This is a genomic window from Paenibacillus sp. NPDC056579 (genome assembly GCF_042793215.1).
GTDB lineage: Bacteria > Bacillota > Bacilli > Paenibacillales > NBRC-103111 > Paenibacillus_S.
Window position 1 is genome coordinate 246,875 of the sequence record NZ_JBHTVD010000009.1, and the last position, 17,040, is coordinate 263,914.

General features: G+C 52.5%; 15 protein-coding genes. 3 read left to right on the forward strand and 12 right to left on the reverse strand.

All coding sequences use genetic code 11. The annotated features are described in order from the left end of the window. Nucleotides 1–37 precede the first annotated feature (37 nt). Nucleotides 38–1,138 (forward strand): PRK06851 family protein, encoded by a 1,101-nt coding sequence (locus ACFQ88_RS29410; RefSeq protein WP_239630318.1) that lies wholly within the window; start codon nucleotides 38–40, stop codon nucleotides 1,136–1,138. A 94-nt stretch (nucleotides 1,139–1,232) separates the two neighbouring features. Here the strand turns inward: ACFQ88_RS29410 and ACFQ88_RS29415 are convergent, their stop codons facing one another. Beyond that, complete coding sequence (locus ACFQ88_RS29415) at nucleotides 1,233–1,604, reverse strand: response regulator (RefSeq protein WP_239630319.1); 372 nt, start codon at nucleotides 1,602–1,604, stop codon at nucleotides 1,233–1,235. A 258-nt stretch (nucleotides 1,605–1,862) separates the two neighbouring features. Here ACFQ88_RS29415 and ACFQ88_RS29420 point away from each other — a divergent pair, with 258 nt between their 5' ends. Both ACFQ88_RS29420 and ACFQ88_RS29425 read left to right on the forward strand, forming a co-directional pair. Further along, nucleotides 1,863–2,636, forward strand: a complete 774-nt coding sequence (locus ACFQ88_RS29420) for a GGDEF domain-containing protein (protein WP_379459833.1) — start codon at nucleotides 1,863–1,865, stop codon at nucleotides 2,634–2,636. A gap of 130 nt (nucleotides 2,637–2,766) precedes the next feature. Next, complete coding sequence (locus ACFQ88_RS29425) at nucleotides 2,767–5,895, forward strand: hybrid sensor histidine kinase/response regulator (protein WP_379459835.1); 3,129 nt, start codon at nucleotides 2,767–2,769, stop codon at nucleotides 5,893–5,895. A gap of 59 nt (nucleotides 5,896–5,954) precedes the next feature. Here the strand turns inward: ACFQ88_RS29425 and ACFQ88_RS29430 are convergent, their stop codons facing one another. From ACFQ88_RS29430 to ACFQ88_RS29480, 11 genes are all read right to left on the reverse strand, one after another. Then, complete coding sequence (locus ACFQ88_RS29430) at nucleotides 5,955–6,809, reverse strand: GGDEF domain-containing protein (RefSeq protein ID WP_239630322.1); 855 nt, start codon at nucleotides 6,807–6,809, stop codon at nucleotides 5,955–5,957. After that, nucleotides 6,806–8,890 carry a cellulose biosynthesis cyclic di-GMP-binding regulatory protein BcsB gene (locus ACFQ88_RS29435; protein WP_379459838.1) on the reverse strand — a complete coding sequence of 695 codons (2,085 nt, stop codon included), beginning with the start codon at nucleotides 8,888–8,890 and terminating at the stop codon, nucleotides 6,806–6,808. Before ACFQ88_RS29435 ends, ACFQ88_RS29430 begins: the two co-directional genes overlap by 4 nt. A 21-nt stretch (nucleotides 8,891–8,911) precedes the next feature. Beyond that, a complete protein-coding gene (locus ACFQ88_RS29440; protein WP_379459840.1) occupies nucleotides 8,912–10,162 on the reverse strand; it encodes a glycosyltransferase family 2 protein in 1,251 nt (416 codons plus the stop codon). After that, a complete protein-coding gene (locus tag ACFQ88_RS29445) occupies nucleotides 10,159–11,724 on the reverse strand; it encodes a hypothetical protein (protein ID WP_379459842.1) in 1,566 nt (521 codons plus the stop codon). Before ACFQ88_RS29445 ends, ACFQ88_RS29440 begins: the two co-directional genes overlap by 4 nt. A 20-nt stretch (nucleotides 11,725–11,744) precedes the next feature. After that, on the reverse strand, nucleotides 11,745–13,271 hold the full coding sequence (wsfD, locus tag ACFQ88_RS29450; RefSeq protein ID WP_379459844.1) for a glycan biosynthesis hexose transferase WsfD: 1,527 nt from the start codon (nucleotides 13,269–13,271) through the stop codon (nucleotides 11,745–11,747). Between the two features lie 20 nt (nucleotides 13,272–13,291). Further along, the gene (locus tag ACFQ88_RS29455) at nucleotides 13,292–14,416 is read right to left on the reverse strand and encodes a hypothetical protein (protein ID WP_379459846.1); all 1,125 of its coding nucleotides are present in this window, start codon (nucleotides 14,414–14,416) and stop codon (nucleotides 13,292–13,294) included. Between the two features lie 381 nt (nucleotides 14,417–14,797). Next, entirely contained in the window at nucleotides 14,798–14,989 is a 192-nt protein-coding gene (locus ACFQ88_RS29460; RefSeq protein ID WP_239630328.1) for a YgaP family membrane protein, read from the reverse strand. A 91-nt stretch (nucleotides 14,990–15,080) separates the two neighbouring features. Beyond that, complete coding sequence (locus ACFQ88_RS29465; protein ID WP_379459848.1) at nucleotides 15,081–15,743, reverse strand: Crp/Fnr family transcriptional regulator; 663 nt, start codon at nucleotides 15,741–15,743, stop codon at nucleotides 15,081–15,083. Nucleotides 15,744–15,860: 117 nt separating this feature from the next. Beyond that, entirely contained in the window at nucleotides 15,861–16,265 is a 405-nt protein-coding gene (locus tag ACFQ88_RS29470; RefSeq protein ID WP_379459850.1) for a DUF1761 domain-containing protein, read from the reverse strand. Continuing rightward, on the reverse strand, nucleotides 16,262–16,459 hold the full coding sequence (locus tag ACFQ88_RS29475) for a hypothetical protein (RefSeq protein WP_379459852.1): 198 nt from the start codon (nucleotides 16,457–16,459) through the stop codon (nucleotides 16,262–16,264). The genes ACFQ88_RS29470 and ACFQ88_RS29475 overlap by 4 nt, the downstream gene beginning before the upstream one ends. Continuing rightward, nucleotides 16,460–16,906, reverse strand: coding sequence for an SRPBCC family protein (locus tag ACFQ88_RS29480; protein WP_239630332.1), 447 nt, complete (start codon nucleotides 16,904–16,906; stop codon nucleotides 16,460–16,462). It abuts the gene before it with no gap. Nucleotides 16,907–17,040 lie beyond the last annotated feature (134 nt).

A 17,040-nucleotide genomic window follows, 5' to 3' on the forward strand; every position in this document is an offset into this window, starting at 1 on the left:
ACTAGACATTAGCCCAGACAGAAAGGTGTGTCTGATCATGAAGGGAACTACCCGGAACTATTATGCAGGCGGCAACACCGCCCGCGGCTTTACGAGCCTTTTTGAAAGCTCACTGCAAGGATTGGATCGGATTTTTATATTAAAAGGGGGACCGGGCACCGGCAAATCGACCTTGATCCGTTCCATCGCCGATGATTTGGTCAATAGGGGATATGATATTGAATTGATTCATTGCGCCTCGGACAACGGCTCTTTGGACGGCGTCATCGTGCCGGAGCTGAAGGTAGGCATTGTCGACGGCACCGCCCCTCACGTGATAGAGCCCCGGCTGCCGGGCGCTGTAGAGCAGTATGTCAACTTGGGGGAAGCATGGGATTCCGCCCGTCTGGGTGCTCACCGCTCTACCATCGAACGATTGAACGGGGAAATAAGCCAGGCTTACGAATTCGCCTATGCCGGCTTTGCCGAGGCGCTGCGCATTCATGACGAATGGGAAGCCTTTTATATCGATAACATGGATTATCAAGCCGCCGATGAGCTGACCGACGAATGCAGAAGCCTGTTGTTCGGCGACGGCAAGCTGGATAAGGCGAGCCGGGTGGATCACCGTTTTCTGGGAGCGGCTACGCCGGCAGGGGCGGTAGATTTCGTCCCGAACTTGACCGAAGGGCTGTCCCGGCGTTATTTCATCAAAGGCCGTCCCGGATCGGGCAAATCGACCATGCTGAAGAAGCTCGCTTCGACCGCCATCGAGCGCGGGTTCGATGTGGAAATATACCACTGCGGCTTTGACCCTAACAGCCTGGACATGGTCATTGTGCGGGAGCTCGGCTTCGCCATCTTCGACAGCACGGCTCCTCACGAATATTTCCCGGACCGCGAAGGCGACGAGATTATTGACACCTATGTCCGCTGTATTAAGCCCGGAACGGATGAAGCGCACGCAGATGCCCTGGACGATATCAAGCAGCGTTATTCCGCTCAGATGAAGCAGTCGACGCGGTATTTGGCGCAAGCGAAGTCGCTGCACGACGAATTGGAGCGCATTTATATTTCGGCCATCGATTTTCGCATTGTGGACCGGATAAGGGAGCAAATCCGCGCCGAAATTACCAGCCTGATCGCGGTGGAAGGGTAATCGCACGGAAACCATTGGATAGCGCGGTCTGAATGTCCGCAACAAAAAAGAGCTCTGTGACCGCTTCCCGGTGACTGGAGCTCTTTTCCATTAATCACACCCCGGCCGATACGCCGGAATTGCGTACGGCTTCCTCCAGCCGGTCTTTTTGCAGCGGCTTGACTACGAAATCGATGGCCCCGCTGCGCATAGCCTCAAGCACCATATCCTTTTGCCCCATGGCCGAGCACATAATCACCTTCGCTTTGGAGTCCATCCGCTTAATTTGCTTCAGGGCTTCTATGCCGTCCATTTCGGGCATCGTAATGTCCATCGTCACCAGATCCGGCCTTACCTTCTCGTATAAGTTCACAGCTTCCAGACCGTTGCGGGCTTCAGCCACTACATTCATTCCTAATTGCTCCATCAATCCGCGCATCACCATGCGCATGAACGCGGTATCGTCCACTACCATGACCGCCGCCATCCCTCGTCCCCCTTCAGCGCTGGAATTCCTTAAGCATCCAGTTTTTCAAAAACTTAATTTAATTTTAACAATAGCCTCTGAACAAAAAATGAACAAATCGCCATGCTGCGGCTCGCTGCAGAGTCCCTCTGCTTGTCTGTTCAGAAATTGTTTAGTTCCACGCGTTATAATGTAATTTTATAGAAACCTTTTCCGTCGCCATCGTCTCCGCGCTGATTGTTATTCTAAAACCTGTCGCTTTTGAGGAGTGTTTAGATTATGCCAGTCGAAGGATGTACTATATACCATAGCTTGGCCCTCTCCGCCCCTGTCATTGTCTTGGGCTTGTATCATGCCTTCCAGAGCCCCTCGCCTTACCACGGTCACAGACACAAGCTGCTTCTGGGTACAGGGATGACGGTTATCGGCTCCATTATGCAGATTTATCCTTATTGGACCGGACTAGCCCCATTCCTGCTTTTTGGCGGAGCCTGTATGGTTGTCTTCCCTTTGCTCCTGATATGGAGAGCCCTGTTAACCGACCGGCGCCAGCTGGAGAGGATGGCCTATACGGACACGATGACCGGACTGCCTAACCGCAATAAAATGAATATGGATTTGGCCTCCCGCAAAGGCCGGAATACCATTGCCATTCTGTTTGTCGATTTGGATCATTTCAAAGCGATCAACGACACGTTCGGGCATCATATAGGCGATCGGCTTGTTCAGGAGGCAGGGGCTCGACTGCGCAGATTCGTATCGGCAAAGCAGCAGGTTTATCGTATCGGCGGAGACGAGTTCGCATTCATTCTCATCGATTGCTGCGAGGAGCAGGCGGAGAGACTGGCGGATCGGATCGTACGTCAAATGAAAGAACCCTATTATCTTATGGAGCAAGTGCTTCATATTACGGCCAGTATTGGAGTCAGCATCGGTTCGGAGCAGAGCGCCGACAGGTCGCTTCTTATCCAACAGTCGGACCGTGCCATGTACAAGGCCAAGAGTCTGGGCGGAAACCGGTACTGCATGAACAACGGCCCAATTTCCCCTTAATGGGCCTGAATCCGCCCGCCCTATCTCCACAAGGCTCAAGGCTTGGGCCGTAACCCACGTTTCTCCTATATGCCTCCTCTACCCTTCGGACGAGAAGGAATCCTGTTCAATTTTGTCGAATTTCCCCATTATGAAGAAACGTACTCTGAAAACAACCCTTATCGTCGTCGCCTTTCTGATGGTGCTCGCTGGTGTCCGGATCGTTTGGAACAGCCAGCTTGCTATTCCGGATCACCCTCATGCCGCCCAGGGCGTGCTCGATTTGCGCAGCTGGGACTTTAAAGCGCATCCTATCGTCAAGCTGGACGGCCAGTGGGAATTTTACCCCGGTCAATTCGTACCGCCCGGACAGCCTTCCATCGCCAACAGGCCGGATAAGCAGTATATACAGGTCCCTGGAAGCTGGACATCGGCTTTTCCAAATCCGGAAGCCTCGTACCGCTACGGAACGTACCGTCTGCAGGTTCTCGTTCCTGACGGCATGGATACCTCCTTCGGCATCCGCACCACTTCTATCCGTTCGGCATCGAAGCTGTTCGTCAACGGGCACCTGGTCGGGCAAGCGGGGAATCCGGCGGCTGACGAAGCACAATATGTATTCAGGAACATTCCTTATTCCGGTGCTTTTACGCATGATGGGACTACGCTGGACATCATCCTGCATACAGCTAATCCCGACTTTGTCGGAGAAGGAGGCGTCCTTCAATCGATCCGGTTCGGGGAAGCTTCAGCCGTAAGCGGCTATGCAAGATTTTTTACAGGCTCTCAGCTCGCGGTCTGTCTCATTCTGCTCATCCACGCCATCTATGCGGTGCTGCTGTATTTTATCGTCCCGAAGCAAAAGCTCTCTCTTTCCTTCGCCCTGCTGCTCGTAAGTGCCACGGTCTCCATCCTTGTCGACGACGAGAAGCCGCTGCTGACGTGGTTTCCGTTTAGCTACGAATGGTCGGTTCGGCTGATTTATTTGTCCTATACAAGCATCGCTGTCTGCTTGCTCCAGTTGGGTAACCAATTGTTTCCCCTGCATCCCGGACACAGAATCTTTCGTCTATTGCAGCTTGCAGGTGCTGTCTATATTGCATTTATTATGATCGCACCGGCATCGCTTGTCTCGAAATCGCTTCTCTTCCTGCTGGGGTTCGGTCTGTTAACGGATTTTATTTTTGGTGCGCTCATGCTGCATATGGTTATGAGGAATAAGGAGGACTCCATCTTCCTGCTGCTCGGAATTACGGCCGTAGTGTCCAGCGTACTCTGGGGCTGTATGAAAAATATATTCGCCATGGACGTCGGGCACTATCCGTTCGATATGGTCGCCGCCTTAATGGCTTTTGCATCGTACTGGTTCAAGCGGTATTTCCGGGCGTCCACCCGTACCGAGTCGCTCGCTATCCGGCTCCAAAGGGAGGATAAGCGCAAGGACGAATTTCTAGCCAACACGTCGCATGAACTGCGCAACCCGCTTCACGGCATTTTGAATATTGCACAAACCGTACTCACCAACGAACAAGACCGCATGCAGGATAGCAACAAAAAGCATCTGGAGCTGCTGATTACCGTAAGCCGTCGCATGTCCTACTTGCTGAACGACCTGTTAGATATGACGAGGTTAAAAGAAGGCCGCATCCGGCTGCACCTTCGGGACGTCGATGTCCGGTCCGTTGCCTCCGGGACCCTGGACATGCTCCGGTTTATGACCGACGGCAAGCCGATTCAGCTCCGGCTCGAGATACCGGACGCCTTCCCGTATGTAGTGGCCGATGAGAACCGGCTGGTGCAAATGGTGTTCAATCTCGTTCATAACGCGATCAAGTTCACGAACGAAGGCAGCATCACAATCGGGGCATATACCAAGAACCGACAGGCCTTCATCTATGTAGCGGATACCGGGAGAGGTATCGATCAGGACGCTATCGGCAGCATGTTCCAGCCGTACGAGCAGGCGGAAGAGGTCGTATCGGCAACGGGAGGCGGTCTTGGGCTCGGGCTGAGCATATGCAAGCAGCTGGTCGAGCTGCACGGAGGGACGCTTACGGCAAGCTCCGTGCCGGGGCAGGGCAGCGTATTTACGTTCAGCCTGCCGCTTGGCGCCGGCATCCCGGCGGACGAGCTCTCGCCCGCTCCCGAGGCTACTGCGACGGCACTGGCGATGGCAGAGCCACCGCAGCCGTACACGGGGTTCACCGAAGCCGCTCCGGCTGCGGCGCCGTCTTCGGCATCGTTCGGTCTGCAAGGATCTGCTGCTGCCGGCTCCGAGGGTCCTAATCTGCTGGTCGTTGACGACGACCCCGTCAATTTGAAAATACTGGAGGGCATGCTGTCCTCCGAGGGGTACAGCATTCACACCGCGGCGAACGGCACTGAAGCATTGTCTCTGCTGCGCCAAGGCAGCTGGAATCTGGTCATCGCCGACGTCATGATGCCGCAAATGTCCGGCTACGAGTTGACCCGCACCCTTCGTGCGCGCTACTCTTTGTCCGAGCTGCCGATTCTCCTGCTAACGGCTCGCAGCAATCCGGAGGATATAACGACCGGCTTCATGGCAGGGGCTAACGATTATGTGATCAAGCCGGTAGAATCGTACGACCTGCAAGCGCGGGTACGGTCGCTGCTCGATTTGAAGCTGTCCATTGAGGAAAGGTTGCGGATGGAAGCCGCATGGCTCCAGGCGCAGATCAAACCACATTTTTTCTTTAATACGATCAATTCGATATCCGTTTTGAGCGACCTGGACACGGAGCAAATGAAACGGCTGCTGGAGACGTTCGCCGATTACTTGCAGCAAAGCTTCGACTTCCGCAACTCCCGGCAGCTTGTCCCGCTGCGGCACGAGCTCGATTTGGTCCAGTCGTACTTATCCATTGAGAGCGTGCGCTTCGGACCGAGGCTTGCGATTCGGTGGGAAGTGGAGGAGAGCCTGGACTTCAGGCTCCCTCCCCTGTCGATACAGCCTCTGGTAGAAAATGCGCTCGTCCATGGCATCCTGCAGAGTCCGCAGGGAGGAACCGTAATAATCCGGATCACAAGTCATCAGGACTATGCCGAAGTGGAAATTACGGATAACGGACCGGGGATGAGCAAAGAGCAGCTGGCCTCCATTCTCGATGGTCCGCTCGGCAAAGAACGGGGCATCGGATTGTTTAATACGGACCGCCGTTTGAAGCATCTGTACGGGGAAGGATTGTCTGTCCGGAGCATTCCCGGCGAAGGAACGAGCGTGATGTTTCGAGTATATCCGCTTGCTCTGCAGGACTCCTAGTCCTCTTTGCAGCGGGAAATGAAAAAGCACCGGCCTTCACGGACCGGTGCTTTTTCAGGCTATACATCATATTGCAGCTGCTTCTTCGCCTGCACGATGAAATCGAGCGGCGTCGGGATCGTCTCGCGATTGTACTCGATGGCGCCGATCTTCAGCACCAGCTCCACTCTGTACTTCTCTGCATATTCCCCCTGGTTCAATTCATCTACTCTTTTCCTTAACCGTTCGATGACGAAATCCGCACCGGGCCTGTCCGTGAACAAGAGCATGCCCCAGGTCGGGGTGTCTTTATTGAACAAATATAAAGCATCGTTCGTCCGAATGCTCGTCTGGCTCACCTTCGAAATTTCATGCACCGCTTCCATCAAGTGCTCCTCGCTGATCATCCGCCTGATTTCGTCCCAATATTTTACACCGATGACCAGCAGGGTAAGCGGGATGTTGTAGCGGACCGAAAGAGCCATGAAAATCTTCGCGTCGTTTTGAAAGGACAGGCTGTTTTTCAAATTCGTCCTCTCATCCATCGTAGCGAGCGATGCATTGGCCTTCTTCAGCTGCTCGTTCTCTAGCTGAAGCTGCCTGCTGGCGGATGTGAACATCCAGGTCAGCAGAGTGAAGATTGGGGTCATAACCAGCCAAAAGTAGCTTTGCGTACTGATAGAACCGCCTTGAACGACGGTCTGGTACAAGGTGAACGTACCGTAACCGAACACGAACAAAATATTCAGAATCAGACCTGTCGTCACCGTCGTAAAATAAGTCACCACGGCGATCAGAAACGCCACGTTCAAGAAGATGATGTTCTGAATGTAGCGGTTAGGGTCCGCCGCCATGAATACGATGGTAATAAAGCATGCGATGAACAGCAGCAGGAAAGCGCCGTCCGAAACGAGACTGCCTGGATATCGCCTCATTGCTCTTTCCCCCGCTTCTTCCTGTATTTGCGAACCATAAGAATCAGCGATACGAGAACCAATACGATCACCAGTATTACGGCAACCATGAAGCCCAGGACATCACGCCGTTCCAAAATATTGCCGATCGTCGACGGCCCTTCCGGCTCAGCCTGCTTCTTGAACCGGAACGCCTGCACGTTGCCGTCCTTGTCTGCAACGACCCCGTCGCCGAACACCTTCCAGAGCGTTCCTTCCACGGCCAGCATTTTGGAGGCCAAATACGTATATTCCGCCCCGCTGCCCGTTACCGCCAACAGACCGCTGCCCGCTTCATAAGGGGAATCGATCAGCTGCAGCGTCCCGATCCGTTTCCCGTAATCGGCGTCGATGCTCATCTTCTCATTGGAGACGAATCCCCCGCCGTTCGGATCGTACTTGAAATACAGCTTATCGTTGTTGTCTCGTATGATCTTATTGTCGCGGTAGCTCCCTATGGCAATAACCTGCCTGGCCTTCAAATTGTCGGCGCTCACCGCGTCGTCGAAGAAGCGGACCTCCCCCGTGTTCGTCTGCGCATATTGGCCGAGCAGGTTGAACAGGTTCGTCAAGGTAGCGTACGTATACGATTCCCGTTCCTTCGGCAGGACAACGGCAACCTGATTGTAGCTGCCGTCCCGAAGAAGCGGGTACGGATAATTATTGAGCAGCAGCTCGGCACGGTCTTTGGTGTTCAGCTGCAGCATCGATTTCTTGTCGATAAATGCCCATGGCATTTGATCCTGCGTATCGATACATCCCGCATCCTCCAGCTCCAGGTCGAACGCGACCGTGACGGAGAAATTGCCGGAAATATTCAAGTCTTTCGGTATCGTCATTTCCATATGGTCGCCGTTGGCCAGCTCGGTAGACAGCTTTTTGCTGCCGATCGGCGTCTTGTCTATTAAGACGGTGACCATGGAACGGCTAAAGTCCAAGTTCCGCGCATAGCGGAAATCAAGGCTCAGCTTGCTGGCGTCGGCGATAGAGCGGTTGCCCGGCAGCGCGATGAAATACGTTTTTTCCCGGTGCAGCGCCCCGGTCAGCTTGTCGCCCGCCTCCGTCAAAGTTACGTTACGGCTCACATCCACCTGCGGTGTGGCGACCTCCGTGGTCGAGTCGACCACCTTCGTATCGGCATCGAGCTGGCCCAGCAGCGATTGATTGGCCGCGAGCCGCCCGGCCTTGATCAATAAGCCGGGGTCGCTCGACGTTATGACCAGCGTCGGCTGATCCGCCATCCGGACCAGCTGGATCAGCGCCTTGTCCTGCACATCGGATCGGCTGAGCAGCGGCTTAAGAGACGGGGACAAGTTGTCGTACAGCGCTATCGCTACGACGGCCTGCTTCCCTTTCAACGTCTCCTCGCCGTAAGGCACCAGAGGGATGACCTTGTCTTTGACCGGGCTTGCTTTGGCAAAGCCGGACAAGGCATAGACGGCCGCCTCCAGCTCGGCAGGATGCCCTTTCTCGGACACGGCGACGGCATTTAATCCGTCGTTGGTCGTATCCATCCCGATGAAGCGCCGGTTGAAGTCGCGAATGCTATTCTTCATCGCTTCATTGCTATGCTTTACGTTGATGGCCGAGCTATCCAGAATATGCAGCCAGTTATCCCTGTTGGTCGTCGGCAAGCATACGAGATTCGGGTTCGGAACCGTCGTTTCGAGGTGTCCTTGAATCGATAATGTGTTAACCCCCGGCACAATCAATGCGGCCGGAACGGTTACGTTCAAGCGCTGCATGTCCGCATCGCCGACGGTCGGCCGGAACGAATGGAACGGGCTCCCGTTAATGAGTAACGTTACGCTGGAACGCTCCGTCTGCGTCAACGTCGACGTTTTGTAATCGAGCTGAAGCGTTACCGAATCGACCTTCCAATAGTCTTCGACCCGGAAAAATTGCTCCGTCGATGTGAAGCCGCCCGATAAGGAGGTGTCGGATAGAACCGTTCCATAGTTTTTCACAAGGGGGGCGGAGCCGTCTGCCGCTTCGACGGCCAAAGCCATTTGCGGAACCAGCAAGGACAAGCAGACGCTTGTTATCAATAGCAGTCGTTTCATCTTAATTGTTCCCTTCCCGCGCTAGAAGCGTTCGGTTTTATACCATTTTGCCTCTCGCTTAAATACCAAGTCCTTCAGGTACGTATACAAGCCGTATGCAGCGACAACCATCCATAACTGACAGTACGACACATACATGAACAAAATAATCCAGATATTGGATAGCCTCATTTCTCCCTTTTCCGTAATGAGAGTGATGAAGGTCCCAACAACAAACAGCGTTATAGCCAGCATCCATAAGAAGGAGCTGAAGCTGGCGATCGTCGTCGTAACATAGCCCAGCGCATTTAGAATAAGCAGCATATCGGACATGATCAGCGAGGTTAGCAGCAAGAAATAAATCGATAGAAAATATAAAATATCAAAGCGTACCTTCGACGCTGAACGGTCAAACAGGAGGGGGATGTTTTTCACGATGACGTAAATGTTTCCCTTGGCCCACCTCGTCCGCTGCTTGAACCACACTTTGACCGTCTGGGGCTCCTGCTCCCAAGTGACGGCCTTCGGCTGAAACTTGATCCGGTAGCCCATCATATAAATGCGGAAGCTGATTTCCGTATCCTCGGCGATCGCCTTAACATCCCAGCCGCCTATATGCTCAACGATTTCGCGCCTCATGATAAAATTCGTTCCGGGGATCGTGCACAGCTTGAACAGCTTCCAGCGCCCCGCCTGCGCCATCCATTGGAACGATAGCGTCTCCACGTTAACGAACCGCGTTAACATATTGACATCCCGGTTTCGCGTCCGGAATTTGCCGATAACCGCCCCTAGCGAGGCATCGTGCATGATTTCCGATACAAGATAGAGCAGCGCCTTTCTCTCCGGCGTATTATCGGCGTCGTAAATCGCAATCAGCTCGCCCCGGCTTTGCGCGAAGCCCAAATTCAAAGCGTTCGACTTCCCTTTGCCCCCCGTCACCGCATCCGTATTCAGGACGATCAGATTGCGTCCGGGATGCTTCGACTGCAGATTAGATAGCAGGACGCTGCTGTTATCGGAGGAGTTGTCGTTAATGACAATAATCTCATAACGGTCATGAGGGTATTCGAGCCCCAGCAGCGATTCGACGGTCTGAATAATGACCTTGGCTTCGTTATGGGCGGGCACCATAATAGAGACGAAGGGCATTTCCCCTTCCCAGAGCGGCACCGGCTTCTCTTCAATCTGAATGTAGTACAGGTAGCCTGCTACAATCAGAACCACGTTCACCAGCAGAAGCGACCAAATGCATAGAACGGAAATCAGCATAAGAATATCGGCAATGGTCACAACGATCTCTCCTGGTTTGTGTATTTGCGCCGGTACAGCCGGTGCCCGATTATCAGAAAGCCGGCGAAGATTAGAAGCGTAAGCAAGATGAGCGCGATAAAAATGTTATTTTGCAAAGTGAAGACGGCGGCAAACGCTTTGGGCCCTTCTTGAATGTAGACGTGCTGCGAATCGACGGCTTTGACCGCCTTGTTCAGTACAGGCGTCTGTCCGTTGATCTGCAGCTGCCCTTGCCGGGAGACTGCCTCATTCGCTCCCGTCCGAACCGTATGCGCCGCCATTTTGTAATCCGCAAAGGTCGTCCAATCCGAAGTGAGAGCTTGCAGCGTTTGCTCGAGCTGCTTCCCGTCTTCCGGGAAGTCGTATACAAGAGCGGTGTCCATAGGAAACGGCTCCCTGACCTTGCCTTGCTGCTCGAACTTATTCAGCTCGCCGGCCTTCAGGGTGTATACGGAAGAAGAGAACGCCTTCGACGTATCGGTCTGCGCCCGGTGCATGATGCGCTCGTTCGGGAACGTGACGATGGAGTCAAAATAGGACATGCCTCGCGCCGTATAATGCTGATCGTAGGTCCAGTACATTTCGGCGCCTATGCCGAGCGGTGCGATCCCGTATTCGGCCAGCGCGTTAATAAAAGAAGCCATCTGGTCGCTTAATGTCGTAATATCCTGACTTATCGTCGATGCTACGACCGGCGCGTTCACGAGGATGCTGCCGTTTCGCGACTGCACATATTTCAGCGCTTCGAGATACCGCTTCATCGCCGGATAATCCGTATTGCTGAACACCGGCATAGCACTTACGATGAAAGGAATGCCGGATTCGTACAACCGGTCGGCCAGCCGCTGCATCTGTTCCAGATTGGAGAACGGATATACGGGCTTGAACAGCACGTAGTTTTGGCTCTGTCTCTTCACGCCCAGCCAATCCTTGACTATATAGGCGATAGCCAGCTCGCTCAAATTTCCTTTTTCGAAATAAGGAACGTAAGCCATCCGCTCTTTCATGACACCGTACGGAGAAGCGGCATGGGAGCTGTCCGAAACAAGGCTTCCGTATGCAGATGCAGTCCCTTCCGTCTGTACAATGTACGGCATCCGGTTGACCGGAATGGCGGACTGAGCGTACGAGCCTATCGATAATCGAATCGTATCTCTGCTTCGCTCCTCCACCTGCAAGCCCAGCGCTTGCCGCGTCTTATCGGGAAGCTGCGATCCAATGTGCAAGTACGCCCCCTGATACGAGGCAAAATCGTTCCTGTATTCCGCCTTGAGCTCAGTAAGATCGTCTGCGTTGCGCACCCCGATGACTTGCTGATACTTGTCCAATGTCCCTTGCTTGTAACGGTCGAAGCTCGTCACCGTAACCTCGACTCCGAACGAAGCGAGCACCCGCTTCAAAGCCTCGATATTCCCTTCCTTCGGCGTGCCGAGTGCCAGGCTGTCATAGACTACCAGCACGCGGGCCGGTTCGGCATAAGCCCGTTGAACGAAACCATAGGGGAGCAAGAGAAGAAGGCATAGCGTCACCATCCATAGCTTCCATGTTGTTGTTCCAGCCATCCTTCTCTCCCCCTTCATCATTACGCTTGCAGCGTTAGCCCCTTCTGCTCCGGTACGCTCGGCTGCATTTCAGGCGCTTGAGCCGGCTCCTGCTCGACCGCCCACAGCCTGCGGCCGAGGATATCCGCGACGGCAAGAAACGATACCAGATCGAACGTCGCCGTGAATAAAAATTCATGCTTGGACAAGTCGGCATCCCCCGCCCCGATAATAGAAACCGCAATGCCGGATATCCCGATGAGCATCATCATCACAACAAGCGGTAACCGGAAGCAGCGCCTCATCTCCCGTAATTTCCAGGCGGTAACGAAAGACGGCGTGTACAGACCGATCACGATAATCATCCAAATGACGACAAATCCGAACGTTTTGGGCGCCAGCGCGTCTTTCATCAAGCTGTACCCGGAGAAAAACTTCGTCTGGGCGCCAAACGGCTTTCCTACCGATTTCTCGTAGTTCCCCATGGCCGGAGGACGAATGGTGAAGCCGCTTTTGGCAGCCAGATTCAGCATTTTTCCCGCCTGATCCGGATGGGTGATGTAATAGGCCAGAATGGAGCCGAAGCCATACCGGCTGTAAAATTCGTTCTCCAGCAGCTCCGAATCTACATCTACGGTGGTATAAGGGTTGTAATAGATGCTCTGATTCAAGATCGCAAACTGCTTGTCGATACCGAACGATTCCAGCGTTTTTTCCGGATTGACCGAATCCATCAGTACGCCCCGCGTCATGGCATGGTATTTGTTAATGTTGACGAATTCCTTAGGAATCAGCACATAGGTACCTACACCTACAGCGAACAGCAGCACGAGAAGCGAAGCCGTGATCGCGCGAAACGTCCTCTCCCGACGGATCAGCACGAGATATACGCCCAGCATGGAGATCAGAATGCCGACCGGTGCGTTTTGCTGTTTACTCGTCGTTAGAAGGATCGTGCTTATGAAGAACAATGCCAGAAGAACATAGTCATTGTATCGTTTCCGATAAAGCAGCAATCCTGAGGCGAATACGAGCATGGATGTTATGAGAACGACGCTTTCGCTGAAAAAGGAGTTGAAGTACGCGGTATACCCTGTATCGCCGAATAGGAAAATAGCTATTCCCGCAATGATATACCCTCGCTTTGCGGGGAGCCTCCACGTAATGCCTTCTATCAGCAAGTAAACGGCCATCGTATACAGTACCGTGTAAATAGCGGCTTGAAATCGGATATCGAACAACTGGGGATGATATAGCAGCTGGTTAAGCCATATTGCTAACTTAATGAACAGCGATTGCGAAGAAAATAGGGCTGCACCATTCTCGTTGTAGTATTGAAAAATCCCATAGTTTTTGACGAAGTAACCCAAGTACTGGCTGTTATAATCGGGAGCGTTGAAGTAGAGCCCATTTCCGTACAAGCTGCGAAAGTAGTCCCCGTTATCCGCCATCCCGATATAAGGCGGGACGAACAGTGCGAATAAAGTAATCAGAAACACTCCAGCAGCCGCCATTACCGCAGGGGAAGCGTAACGGATCCAAACACGTTCAGGCCGGGCTTCCTGCATTGGCTTAGCCTTCTTTCTTGTTAATATACGTAAGCTAGTAAAGCGTTCAGATTATCGAAGGAATAGGCTTGCATGGACGCTGTATCTCCGAAGCCTCCGTCCAGCACGCTGCCGGTATTCCGTATCTGAAATTCGTTCATTCTGCGGATGCTCGCTTCATAGAGCTCCTTATCTCCAAGCTCGGAGCCGATCATAGCCGCAATGGCATATATCGCCGTCGATCGAATATCGTTGGCCGGCTTCCCGTCCCTTGTATACTGGCCGAACAAAGTGCCTGCCAGCACCTGCTTTTTCAAAAACCGGATGCTCTCGGGCTGATGCTGCCGCACTTCCGCCAAGGAAAAAATCGTCAGCAGCGATTCCACGGTGTTGATCCCTTCCGAGCTGTAGGCTTGGGCGCCGTAATCATACCGCGTTTCGTAGAACGGAAAATCGTCCGATATGTATCCTTTCTTCACCGTCTTCAGCATGTTCGCCAGTAGTGCGTCCTTCTGCCTGCTTTCAATATCGAGCATGCCAAGCGTCTTCAGATCGATGTAACATAGCGTAATAAACCGGTTCGTCGTCTTGTACGTTTCGTCGTAAAAATCATACAAATAACCGTCTTTTACATTATGCTCGTAAAAACGGCTGCCGTACGTCTTCGCTTGAGTCGTATAGCCCTCATCCTTGAAGGCTTGTCCCGCTTCGTACAAAGCGCGGATGATCCGAAGATCGTCCACGGCCGCATTGAGCGTATACCGCTTATTGAGCACAGGACTGTATCTATAGCTGAACCCGGTTGCAAGATCGAATGTCTGCTTCGCTTTGGCCCATTCCGCGTCGAAGCCGCTCCGCTGGCCGGCTATAGCGTAGTAGCGCAGCATAAGGCCCGCCGACTCGCTCAGCACCTCGTGACCGCTGGCAGCCTCCGACGATTGCGCGGAATCCCGCAGATTCGTATATATTCCGTTAGTACCCGTAAGGTGCTCCGTAATAAACTTGTACAGCGCATCCCGTTTCTCTGTCATGTGCAGAGAATCCCCGTAGGATTGCGTGTTCGCCAGCGGCACGGGAGCAGGTGTGGATGAATTCGGCGTCTCGCAAGCCGTAAGCAGCAAGAATAGCAGCAAGCCGTTCAACCCCAGAAGCATCCTTTTGCTCATACCTTTCTATCTCCCTTTCACTGCTATCCATCTTGGAATACGGGAACTATTTTTCAACATTATTTTACAATGTTTTCACGTATTATGTCGAATTGTCGTTTTTTATCAAATTTTCTTTAGATGATAAATTAGTTTACCATATCGCCTTGGGACCATTAGAAGGTAAGTATTGGCATGATGATTTGGTGGCGGTCCGATACCCTCTTTATTAACTTTAAACAAAAAAAGGCTCCTCCAAACGAGTGGAGAGCCTTAAGCTTGTTGAAAAAACCAGGATAACCTTCGCAGCGTGCAGTATATCCCGATGAGGTTCCTCCCTTAGGTTAAACCTCTAACCTACTGCAGCCTTGTTATGCAGTCCATAACCGGTTATGCTTCGCCTTACAGCTTGCAGCTGTTGATCCCAAGAAGCCGGTTGATGGCACATTTCTGAGTCAGCCCCGTAAAGAGCAATGGAACGCTGATTATCCCAAGCCATTTCCATGCCCCCGGCAGAAAATAAACCAGCGAAGCAAACGCTAGTCCTGTAATAATCCGTATGGCTCGATCGGCCCCTCCGACATTTCTTTTCATATAGAAAGTCATCTCCTTATATGATAGTGGTTATTTCCTGGTTCCTATCATACAAGGAGCGGCGCCGGCGTTCCGTAACTTCATCACCAAACTATTCGACAAGCTCTAGCAAAGATTCCCTGTGAAGAACAATGATTTTTCCCCGCGACAATTGGAGCCGCCCTTCCTGCTCCATCGTCTTCAGCGTACGGCTTATGACCTCCCGGGCGGAGCCCAGTTCCACCGCCAATTGATCATGGGTCATGGTTACGGCAGGCTGATCCGGAGCGGTTTCCCGCAGCAAATATTCAGCAATACGAGAGCGGACCGATTTAAAGTGGATGCTGTCCAATAAATTCGACATGATCAGCAGCCGCTCGGCGAACACTTTAAAAATATACTGCCGGAAGCTTTTGTACCGGTCGATCCAATCGCGAAATACCGCTATAGGAATAATCAGGACGGTGGAAGGCACTTCAATGCAAGCCGATGCCTCGTACTGGGTCTCTCCCAATATGCTCGTAATCATAAGCGGACAGCATTCCCCGTCATGAATCCGGTATAAGGTGACTTCCCTGCCGCTCCCGCTCACTTTATACACTCTCACGGTCCCATCCAGCACGAGGGCGGCGTGCTCCAATAAATGCCCTTCATGCAGCACTTGATTGGGAGGCAAGGACCAGACCGAGATGCCGTTCGTCTCCCAGTCTTCCTTGGCTATATCCGACAAGCTCGGAAATTTGGATACAATGCAATCGATTTGCTGCGGCAGCATGGCTTCACTCCACCCCCGGATTTAGGCTAACCGAACTCGCATTCCTGCTATCGTTCAAATACAACAAACGCAATGTAACTAATTCGCCGGAATCCGCGTACCATCCTTTTTCAGGTATTACGATAAACCTCCGTGTAAAGCTCCCAGCACGAGAAATGAAACCAGATGCTCGCCTGCTGCAATCGCATATACTTTGCTTGACATGAGGCCGAAGGCCGAATTTTTCAAATAGACGAGAGCAACGATAATACCGACGATGAAACCCAGGATGAGTCCGGAAACGAGATCACCTGCACCCGCCGCCTGTACCAGAACAGCAACCAGGAACGAGCTGAGAAATGCTACCCCGGTGGAGGCAACATAAATGAGCGGATTGCTCATATGTCCTTCTTTGACCTTATTGAGTCTCGTCCAATGGCTGCCAAACAAGATCGGGGAATAATAGAGTGCTCCGAAGATCATATAAAAGATAGCTCCTGCAAGTACAGCCCAATAATTCAATTGTGCCAAATCCATGTTCATTCAATACGACCCCAATCACATAGTCGGCGGGCATCTCCCCTAGCATTTCGGTAAACAGCCTGTGAAAATGCGACGGAGAATACGTAGACCATTTTGGCCAAATGCTCCAGCGTTAACGTCTGGTTCAAGTGGTTTTCAATGTATTCCAATGCTTTATGAATGCGTGCGCGCTGTTCATTGTCGAGCTCAGCCATCTATGTTACCGCTCCCTGTTCCAGTATTGCCTTGATATTCTTCAAATCCTTCTTGTTCGCGCTCCGCATCATGAACGACATAAACGGGGCGAATATGGCGGAAAAACCGCTCGGATTGCCTCTGTTGCGCAGCGTCATCCGGGCTGCATGGCTGCCGGCGGCTTCCCATGTATAGGTCGTTTCCATAGGAAAAGGACCGTCCGCCGTCCTCATGACCAGCTTTTGACCAGGAACATAATCCGCTATTTCATATATGTAGGCAAGCTCCTTGCCGAGAAAATCCGCTTTAAAAGCAATTTGCGTCCCGACAGTTAACGGTTTGGGAGTCCGCCACTCCGCTGAACGGATATTGACGTACCATTCGGGTGCATTGTCCGGGTTTGCGGCATAGGCAGCCACCTCGTCCCGGGGACGGTTAATGATGATTTCGGTCAAAACATCTACCATGGCGAATGCTCCTTATCGTATTGTTTGCAAGTTATACACCCCTATGGATACATGCTTACAAGGTCAGAATATAGCAAGACGGAATCATGTGCAAGTTTTGTTTAAGTTGACACTTAATTAAGTATGTGCTAAAT